Genomic DNA, 10257 nt, shown 5'->3' with positions numbered 1-10257 from the left:
GAAGCAACAACATGCTCAACAAGCCCGAAGAATTTATCATGGCCATACTTGCCGGCATATGGGTCGTTATCACCTTTATTATCTGTCGCTATCTGCATCTGCCAACTGATACGGGTTTATTAGTTACTACCCTGACATTGATATGGGCGCTGGTATTTTTCCTGTTATGGCAGCGCGGGCGTACATGCAAAATCTGGCCGGTTTTTCTGGGGCTTCTGGTTATGTGCTGGTGGCGCGCTATTTGTTACTCATCTACCGAAATTATTCTTAACAATGATAACAGTACCTCCACACTGGTACACTGGTACGGCAGCTGGACAGCCCTGATTATTTATGCGCTGATTCCGGTCATTGCCGGTTACGGATTCAAGTGGTGGCAGCATAAACGCCGTAAACCACAAGTAACGGCTTGAGGTTGCAATTTACCTGAGATAATCTGATACATATTGTTAAAAATACAATTAATACAAAACTCCGGATTGATGAAATTACAGGTAATTAAATAAGGTTATCGCCAGGAGCTGAACAAATTGAATAAAAAAAATCAATTTATTGAATTTTTTAATACAAAAAACTCCCTGAAACTTTCATTAATTTGTTTAACTATTTTTCATCTTTTCTGGAAGCTTCTGCCGCCACCTTTGTGGTACCCCGATTTTAATAATGGCATAATAGCTTTTATTGAATCACTATTAATTTATGGCTGCTTATATGTCTGCGGTCTTTTACTAATATGGGTATTCGGGCTAACAATAACACAGATATTTTCTTCATACTTCAATGACATAAATAGTCCGAATAAGACACCATCAACTGTTACACTATTGTGTTATTCAATCAGTAATTTTCTGATTTTTGCCTTATCCTTTTCCTTAGGGAAAAACGCACATCCCATGTTCTTTATTTTTAATAGCTATCCTGTTTTTACTTATGCCTTTGTTAATAGCATTGGTGCTTTTATTATTTTGATATTTAAACTTATCTGTCAGGTTTTATCACTTAAACGTTGTAAAACAGCTTCTGCTTCCGATAATTCATTAACCATCAAAAAAGCTAACACTGATCAAAAAGCCGGCACGGGTAAATTCAGTATTAAAAAATTGCTCATTTTCGCGGCAGTTTATCTATTTGTGCTGACTTGCAGTAACAGCATAATTGGTAAAGGTTTAATGACTCCTTATTTTGAAGGTAACATACTTGATATACTCTCTGTAGTAATGTTTCTGTGCTTTATACTTTACTGGATTAATATATTACTGGTCTTTGCTCTCGCTATTAAAGATAGTGTTACCCGAAAAAATCAAGTTACATGGTCCGGTTTATTCAATTATTTAATTTACAGCTCAGTCTATTATTTACTGGCACTTACTATTTTATATCCGCTAACAGGCGAATTATCTGGTACAACAGCCGGAGAACAATTCGGAATAGTATGGCTGATCAACTATTCGCTCTATATAATTTTAAATTATATTGGCGTACTCATTATTTTGTCAGTAAAAGCATTCCAAAAACCATTACCCGAATAATCAGTTTCCAGTATTATTTTTATCAGCCCAAAAAGCATAATGTCATATAAATAAAATATTCATGTAATATTAAATAATATGTATTATTCAATATAGGGTCCGGGTAAAAAATTTATTATAAAATCAAATCCAGCTAACGATAACCAACTTTTAACTGCCGGTTATTTCTCCCTTATTAAGATTGATACTTTCATTCAGTTGAGTAAATTCAGGAAATCACACCGGCAATAAGTCCAATTAACCAGTAAGCTTATATACTGAAAAATTTTATCCGGATATCTGAAACACACCGATATTATGAACACAGCCACCATTACCAGCCTGATACAGCGCCGGCGTCTGCAACGCATGCGATTACTGGCTACCAGTATGCTGATTATTGCCTGTGTTTTATTTGTTTTAAGCTGCCTGCTGCAAAAACAATATCCGGCTCTGGTCTATCTTAAAGCATTTACCGAAGCCGCTATGGTAGGTGCACTGGCAGACTGGTTCGCAGTTACTGCCCTGTTTCGCCATCCCCTTGGTCTGCCTATTCCTCATACCGCAATTCTGCCTCAGAAACAGGAAAGAATCGCCAATGAATTCGGACGTTTTATTGAAAATAATTTTTTGCAGGATAAAGCAATTGCCGGACGCATCTACCGTATGCATCCGGCCAGCAGAACCCTGCAATGGCTATGTGCTCCGCAAAATCAGCAAAAATGGCTGCCTGTTCTGACCCGCCAGATTCCGCTGCTGTTAAATACTGCCAGTGCCCGTGAAGTAGCCGGATTTTGCAGTCAGCTGCTAAACACCCAGTACAGCGGCACCCGTCTGGGCAAAACACTGGCTAACTTTCTTCATTTAATCCATAAACAAGGTATTGATACACTGCTGATACGATCTTTACTGCAACAAATACGCCAATGGCTGCAAAACGAACAGACACGGGCACAACTTGAAAAAAGTCTGTTATCTTGGGTAAGTAAAATTGAAAAAAGCGATCCAAGTACATGGGATAAATTTAAGGCTTCGCTGAAAACGACACTGACTGCACGTATTGATGACTGGGTCGCCGGCAAAGCACTCGATTGGGCAGATTCCTATATAGATGCGGTATTGGCGAACCCAAAGCACTTTTTCTGGCGCGCCTGCCGAAAACAGCTTCTCGTTACCGAACGCAAATTACGTCGCAGCCGGAGCTGGCACAGACGGCTTGCGGCCGGACGGCAGCAACTGCTGCATTCTGCAGCATTACAACAAAGCATAATGGATTTATGGGATAGTTTTGTGGCATGGAGTGAATACGACACCAGCCAGAGTAATTCATGGTGGCAGCAGCAGCTCAGCCGGTTATCTACCCATATACAGCAGCAAGCCATACAAAACCCGCGATTTATGCGGCGTCTGGATACCCGGATTACATTGTGTGCAAAACTCATCACTCGCCAGTACAAAAATCGCGTCAGTCAGTTCATTGCTGATAAAGTCAAAAGCTGGGACAGTAAACAAATGGTTGATAAACTCGAATTGAGTGTCGGGAGAGATTTACAATTTATCCGCATTAACGGCACCCTCGTCGGCGGATGCATCGGTCTGATTATTTACATTGTATCCCAGTGGATAACTGCCTAATTATATTATATTTACATTTACATTTAATTTAATTGATAAATTTATTAAAATATTTACTTAGATAATTTAAGATATAATAAATTACATTATTTCAGTCATTCAGGCACTCCCATGCATTATCGTGACAAATCTCTTTTTTTCTTAGCCCTGTCCTGTCTCATTTCTACAGTTCGTGCCCAGCCACAATCAGAAAACACAGAACCGCATACAGCAGAATTAAGTCCGATAGTGGTGGTCGCTTCAAAACAAAATACACCGGGTGTTGAAGTAATCAACCCCAAAACAGCCCTTCAGCCTTTACCGGCACAGGACGGTGCTGATTTACTTAAATCAGTTGCAGGAATGAATGTCACACGTAAAGGTGGCAGCTCAGGTGATCCTCTGCTACGCGGTTTGGGCGGTTCACGCCTGCTGATCAGTGCTGACGACCAGTTTGTACTGGGCGGCTGTCCCGGACGCATGGACCCACCCACCTCCTATCTGTTTCCGGCCAGCTACGACAGAGTCATTATTACCAAGGGACCACAAGCAGTTAATCAGGGGCCGGGAATGATTAGCGGTTCTGTACGTTTTATCCGTGATGAAAAACCATTATCTCAGCCCACAGCCAAATTAGACAGTGCCTTTACAAAAGGGTCATTCGGGCGCAGTGATGCTTATATCGACGGTACACTGGGTAATCAGTACGGCTGGCTGCGGCTTAATGCCAGTCACAATGAGTCTAAAGATTACAAAGACGGTAATGGAGACACCATTCATTCTGCATTCAAACGCAATAATCAGATGGCTCAGGCAGCTCTTACCCCATTTACTGACACCCTGCTGGCTGTACAATATGAACACAGCACCGGCCATGCCCGCTATGCCGACCGCAGCATGGACGGCACCCAGTTCGACCGCCATGGCTGGTCAATGAAATTGCGCCAGCAAAATATCACCAACTGGCTGAGTCAGCTACAGTTTGAATATGGTCGCAGCAAAATCGACCATGTGATGGATAATTTCAGTCTGCGTACTCCTGCACCGATGAAAATGGCTTCCGGTATGAGCAAAATGGCATCGGATATGCCCAATATGAATGGTATGCATACCACCATGCCGGTACGCCGCATGTATTCAGTAATGAATCCTTCGCGTGAAATAAAATCAGCTAAATTTTCAGCACAAATAGAGCTGGGAAATACACACAGTGAAATCGGTGCAGACTGGCAGAATGATGAAGTCAGCACCCGGCCTATGGTAATGAGTACCAATAAACAGCAGGCAGAAAATTATTACAAACTGCCCTTTATCTGGAACCAGACTTATAAACGGCACGGTGCCTATATTCAGAGTGAATGGAATATAAATGATAATAACAGTCTCTTTGGCGGTTTTCGTCATGACTGGACCAGTACCCTATTTAATCCGCAGAAAAATGCCATTGCCTCAAAGTATTTGCACCAGCATCAGGGACTGAATGCCGGCTTTATCCGTCTGGAACACCGCAACAATAAACTAACCAGCTATCTCGGCTATGGTATTGCCGAGCGTGCTCCTGATTACTGGGAACGCAGTAAAGCCAACGGCGAAAAATTGCGTAAGGAAACCAACCATGAAATCGATGCCGGTTTAAGCTATCAGGGTAACAGCATCAGCAGCTCAATTGATATTTTTGCAGGACAAATCAATGATTTTATTCTGATTGAAAGCATTAACAGCAAAAATTCAGCCCGTCAGATAGATGCGCGCCGCTATGGCTTCGAAGCCAGAACCAACTGGCAGTTCGCACCACACTGGAATCTTGGCGGCAGCCTCGCCTATACCTATGCCAGTAACCGCAGTGATAAACGACCACTGGCACAAACCCCGCCACTGGAATGGCGTACTTACCTCAACTGGGAAAACGAGCATTTCAGCGCCGGTGCCTTGTGGCGTGTTGCTACCAGTCAGCACCGCTATGCCAAAAATCAGGGCAATATTGTCGGCATGGACTTAGGTCAGAGCAGCGGCTTTGGGACACTGGCATTAAATGCCGGCTGGAAACCCGGTAAAAATATGCTGGTACAAATCGGTATCGACAATGTTTTTAACAAAACCTATGCCGAAGCAGTAAATAAATCTGCTTATGATTTCGACACCTATTCCGTACAACAATACCGTGTTAACGAGCCAGGACGTACACTGTGGGCACGGGCACAGATTAAATTCTGATAAAGATTTCTTACCAGAGAAAAATAAAAACCCCGCAATGCGGGGTTTTAAATCACAAAACCGAACTACAGTAACAATAAATTATCGCGCTTTGGAGTGCAGCAACTTTTGTTGCTGACGCAAACGCCAATATTGCTGTTGCTGTTTCGGAGTCAGAATCTGATAGATATCATGTTCGCGTTTTAACTGTAAAAAATCATAATCAGCACGTGCCTGTTGCTGTTCAGCCCAAAGACGCTGTTCCTGTGCAATCATATTTTTAGCTTTAACATCATCAAATTGCTTATTTAATACCAGATTCTTACGCTCCTGTTGCAAATTAGCCAGAATCTGACGATTTTCATTGCTCATAAGCGGACGCTGGCTGGCATACTGATGATCAATTTTCTGTACCAGTGCCCTTTGCTGATTACTTAAATTCAACTGAGGTAAAATTGAATGTGGATTTACCGGACCCAAAACCGGTTTCTGCTCATGCACAACCACTGTTTCAGTTTCAGTGACTACTGCTGTCGGCGGCTGTTCTGTTCCGGCAGCAGCAAAAGCACCCATACTCATTGAAGACAAAGCAGCAAGCGTTACTACACGAATAAAAGTTTTCATAACACAACTCCTTGTTATTTGAGTTAAGAATACATTCATATTTAACAGACAGTATTTCATAGTAGTATGTAAAATCATGAATATAATTGAAATTAATTAGTAAACAATTTTATTAATTCTTTAAAAAACAGCACCCGTCTCAGGTGCTGTTTTTTAGTGCCGGTCAGATTTACTTTTTATCCGGCAACGCATAAGCAATTACATAGTCACCAACATCATTTGAATGGCTGGTACCGCCGGCTGAAATAACCACATACTCCTTACCGGTTTTCGGAGAGACATAAATCAGCGGAGCAGCAACCGAACCCACTGGCAGGCGTGCTTTCCAAACTTCCTTACCAGTTTTGGCATCTATTGCACGCAGATAATAATCCTGCGTACCGGCAAAAAATACCAGACCTGAGGCAGTGGCTGTCGGACCACCCAGCGTAGGCATACCAATCGGCATTGGCTGTTTTGTCTTAATATTCAGAGGTCCGGTATCCTGAACCGTGCCCATTGGCACCTGCCATACTAGCTGCTTGGTGTTCAAATCAATAGCACTCAGCGTACCAAATGGCGGCTGCTGACATGGTACACCCAGCGGAGATTGCAGAATGTCGATTTTCACACCGCCATAAATACCGGCAACCTGCGGCCGAATCGTACCCATAAATCCCGGTACTTCATCAGTAGAAACCTTGAACTGTTTTGCCTCCTCACGGGTAACCAACTGCATACGCAGTGCCATGCGCATATCGTTCACAAACATCAGATTCCGTGATTCATCAATTGAGATACCACCCCAGTTCATGCCGCCAAGCAGACTTGGCCATTCAATATACGGCTGTGCACTCGGTGGCGTAAACCGGCCTTTGTATACAGAATTCTTAAACAGAATACGGCAATATAACTGGTCAAACGGTGTGATACCCCACATACTGCGTTCAGTCAGCGGCTCATTACCAATATTGGGCATACCCACAGAATCAGGCTGCGTAGCAGACAAATGTTCACCTTCGGCTGCCGGAGCTGTAGGTACAGGGCTTTCCACAACTTTAGTGACAAATTCCCCGTTTCGCCGGTCAATTACAAAAATCTGCCCGGTTTTAGTAGTTTGAATCAGAGCAGGAATTTTCTGGCCTTTATCATTGGTAACATCATACAGTACAGGCTGAGAAGGCAAATCATAATCCCATACATCATGGTGAACCAACTGACGTACCCAGCGTAATTTACCGGTGCTGGCATCCAGAGCAACCACAGCTGCCCCGAATTTTTCCTTAATATGATTGCGGTCACCACCCCAGTAATCCGGCGGTCCATTGCCGGTTGGTAAATAAACCAGATTCAGTTCTTTATCATAAGTAGGAATAGTCCAGACATTAGGTGTTTCAAGTGTGTAATTCTGACCGGGCTTAGCCAGACCTTCAGGTTTACCAATATCCCATGTCCACACCAGCTTACCGTCACGTACATCAAATGCCCGTACCGCACCAGATGGTTCACCGTGAACAATATCGCGAACCCAGCCGCCTACAACAGTTAAATGTCCCATCATTACCGGCAGAGAAGTCGGATGATAGCGCTTACTGTTTTCAGTCGGCCCCATATAAGCCTTGAGATTCACATAACCATTGTCACCAAAACCCGGACATAACGTCCCTTTATCTGCATCCAGAGTAAACAGACGTGCATCCACTGTAGATACAACAATTCTGCGCCGGCATACAGACTGAGTATAAGCGGCTTTTTCAGCATTGGTCAGGCTATCATCCTTATCCATATCATAATAGCCTACCCCGCGGCAGGTTACATGCTCGGCAGTACGTGCTTTAGGATCAAAGCGCCAGATTAGCTTACCGGTATCCGCATCAATTGCAGATACCAAATTTTCCGGTGTGCATGAATACAGCTTGTCACCAATCTGCAATGGTGTATTTTCGTCTACACCGATTGCTTTACCAGAAGTACGGCGGCCAGTATGAAATGTCCATGCTACCTGCAGATTACGCACATTATCCGGATTTATCTGAGAATACGGCGCAAAGCGGGTACCGCGCTGATTTCTGCCAAAAAATGCCCAGTCAGACGGATTTTGAGCATTTTCATGTGCCGCATCAGCATTCTCACTGATATTAACCTGATTACGAATCTGACCATGCGGATAAAACGACGCAATCAGCGTGGCCAGTAAAGCCAGAAATATAACAACACCGCTAAAATTATAAAAACGGCGGCCGGAAGCTGAAACACCCTGATAGCCACTGCCTGACCACAAAGTCATCATAAGAAACAGTGCAGGTATAACCAGACGCGGCATCAGAGCCCAATAAGTTAACTCCGTTGCATCTGTTAATGCCCAGATTAGCGTTGCCACAAACACTGCCAGCGAAAACAAGGCAGTATAAGACTTACGCAAACCAACCATTATCGAAAGTACCAGATAAGCAATACCAGCCAGTAAATAATAGCCAGAGCCGCCAAGTATCAATAGCTTAATTCCGCCATAGCCTAGCGCCAGACCGCCAGCCAGCAATATCAATACAAGCAGCCAGCGTGGCAGATTACGCCAGCAACTTCCTGAAGAACCAGACATCAACTACTCCTAACTTGAATGTGTGAATAAATATTGCTAACCAACATGTAAAGTACATAAAACTTTACTTATCAGGCAGCAATATTTTTAAATTATTTAAAATTAGTTATTTATAAATTAATAAATACAAAAAAATACTTTAAATAAACATAAATAAATTAAAATTTACAAAGTAACTAAATTATTAACCTTTAAATAAGCCATTGTCAAAAAATTAACACTCAGTTTTTTAGTACAGGAGGGATGCCCGAATAATGTACTTATCTCAGTACAATCCGAGTTTTATTCACATACAACAAAATATGTTTCTGCCGGAAAGAAGTTAACTTCTTATGTCATTGAATCATCATAAAAACAACAGACATGAAAAAAGCGAAATTGCCGTATTAAGCAATTTCGCCTAAAAAAGCATCCGTAACGATGCCAATAAATAAAATTAGCAATCAGGCTCGTGCAGTCAGCGCGGCAACGGCCGGTAAAGTCTTACCTTCAAGAAACTCCAGAAATGCCCCGCCACCGGTACTGATATAACTGATATCATCAGTAATACCAAACTGAGCAATTGCAGCCAGCGTATCACCGCCACCGGCAATTGAATAAGCATCACTATCAGCAATTGCCTTTGCCAGCACCTTAGTACCATGAGCAAATGCAGCAAATTCGAATACACCTACAGGACCATTCCAGACAATCGTTTTTGCCTCTTTCATCATCTCAGCCAGTCTCTGTGCTGATTGCGGACCAATATCCAGAATCATATCGTCTTCGGCCACATCGGCTACGTTTTTAATTTCAGCAGCTGCATCAGCAGCAAAACGTTTGGCTACCACCACATCAACAGGCAAAGGAATATCACCACCTTTAGCAGCTATCTTAGCCATAATCTGCCGTGCACTATCAACCAGATCAGCTTCAGCCAGCGATTGCCCTACAGGCAGTCCCTTTGCCAGTAAAAATGTATTGGCAATTCCGCCACCTACAATTAAATGATCCACCTTATCGGCCAGACTTTCCAGAATCGTTAGTTTAGTTGATACTTTACTTCCGCCCACAATAGCCACTACCGGAGCCTGCGGATTCTGTACTGCATGAGTTAATGCTTCCAGTTCAGCTGTCAGCAGCATACCGGCACAGGCCAGCGGTGCAAATTCTGCCACTGCGGCTGTAGATGCTTCTGCACGATGTGCAGTACCAAAAGCATCATTAACATAGATATCACCAAGCGCAGCATAAGCTGCAGCCAGAGCTTGGTCATTTTCCTTCTCGCCGATATTCAGACGAACATTAGGCAGCATGATTACATGTCCGGCCTGCAACTGTGGTTTGTGTTCACGCCAGTCTTCTGCCACACTGACATTCTGACCTAATAATTCTCCTAATCGCTGCGCCACCGGAGCAACACTGTCTTCCGGTTTTGGAGCGCCGGCTTTCGGTCGTCCCAGATGTGTCAGCACCACAACTGCTGCACCCTGCTGCAAACAAAAACGAATCGAAGCTAAAGAAGCACGAATACGCGTATCATCAACAATAACACCATCTTTAATAGGCACATTCATGTCTACCCGAATCACAACGGTCTTGCCAGACACATCCTGATCAGCTAACTTTTTAAACAACATGGTTGAGTTCCCGCAATAAAAAACGCTGATAAATTTGTTATATCACTCCGTACCTCCCAAAGAATGACAACATCAGCGCATCACAAATAGATAAAATAGTTATAAATCACAAAAAGCTTGA

The 10257-nt window shown here is 43.1% G+C and carries 7 protein-coding genes; 4 read left to right on the top strand and 3 right to left on the bottom strand.

Annotated elements, in window-relative coordinates:
• Nucleotides 1-11 precede the first annotated feature (11 nt).
• The 4 genes from SALWKB2_RS01840 to SALWKB2_RS01825 all read left to right on the top strand — a co-directional run bounded on the left by SALWKB2_RS01840 (nt 12) and on the right by SALWKB2_RS01825 (nt 5336).
• Nucleotides 12-413, top strand: a complete 402-nt coding sequence (locus SALWKB2_RS01840; protein ID WP_025329987.1) for a hypothetical protein — start codon at nt 12-14, stop codon at nt 411-413.
• A 480-nt stretch (nt 414-893) separates the two neighbouring features.
• On the top strand, nt 894-1529 hold the full coding sequence (locus SALWKB2_RS01835) for a hypothetical protein (RefSeq protein WP_025329986.1): 636 nt from the start codon (nt 894-896) through the stop codon (nt 1527-1529).
• Between the two features lie 297 nt (nt 1530-1826).
• Nucleotides 1827-3143 (top strand): DUF445 domain-containing protein, encoded by a 1317-nt coding sequence (locus tag SALWKB2_RS01830; protein WP_025329985.1) that lies wholly within the window; start codon nt 1827-1829, stop codon nt 3141-3143.
• Nucleotides 3144-3254: 111 nt separating this feature from the next.
• Nucleotides 3255-5336: a TonB-dependent copper receptor gene (locus tag SALWKB2_RS01825; RefSeq protein ID WP_025329984.1), complete on the top strand. Its 2082-nt coding sequence runs from the start codon at nt 3255-3257 to the stop codon at nt 5334-5336.
• An 81-nt stretch (nt 5337-5417) separates the two neighbouring features.
• Here the strand turns inward: SALWKB2_RS01825 and SALWKB2_RS01820 are convergent, their stop codons facing one another.
• From SALWKB2_RS01820 to SALWKB2_RS01810, 3 genes are all read right to left on the bottom strand, one after another.
• Nucleotides 5418-5939 (bottom strand): Spy/CpxP family protein refolding chaperone, encoded by a 522-nt coding sequence (locus SALWKB2_RS01820; protein WP_025329983.1) that lies wholly within the window; start codon nt 5937-5939, stop codon nt 5418-5420.
• A 169-nt stretch (nt 5940-6108) separates the two neighbouring features.
• On the bottom strand, nt 6109-8517 hold the full coding sequence (locus SALWKB2_RS01815; protein ID WP_025329982.1) for a membrane-bound PQQ-dependent dehydrogenase, glucose/quinate/shikimate family: 2409 nt from the start codon (nt 8515-8517) through the stop codon (nt 6109-6111).
• A gap of 443 nt (nt 8518-8960) precedes the next feature.
• On the bottom strand, nt 8961-10136 hold the full coding sequence (locus SALWKB2_RS01810; RefSeq protein ID WP_025329981.1) for a phosphoglycerate kinase: 1176 nt from the start codon (nt 10134-10136) through the stop codon (nt 8961-8963).
• Nucleotides 10137-10257 lie beyond the last annotated feature (121 nt).

Source organism: Snodgrassella alvi wkB2 (assembly GCF_000600005.1).
GTDB classification, from domain to species: domain Bacteria; phylum Pseudomonadota; class Gammaproteobacteria; order Burkholderiales; family Neisseriaceae; genus Snodgrassella; species Snodgrassella alvi.
Note: the sequence above shows the minus strand (reverse complement) of the source record. Positions and strands in the feature narration are given on the sequence as shown.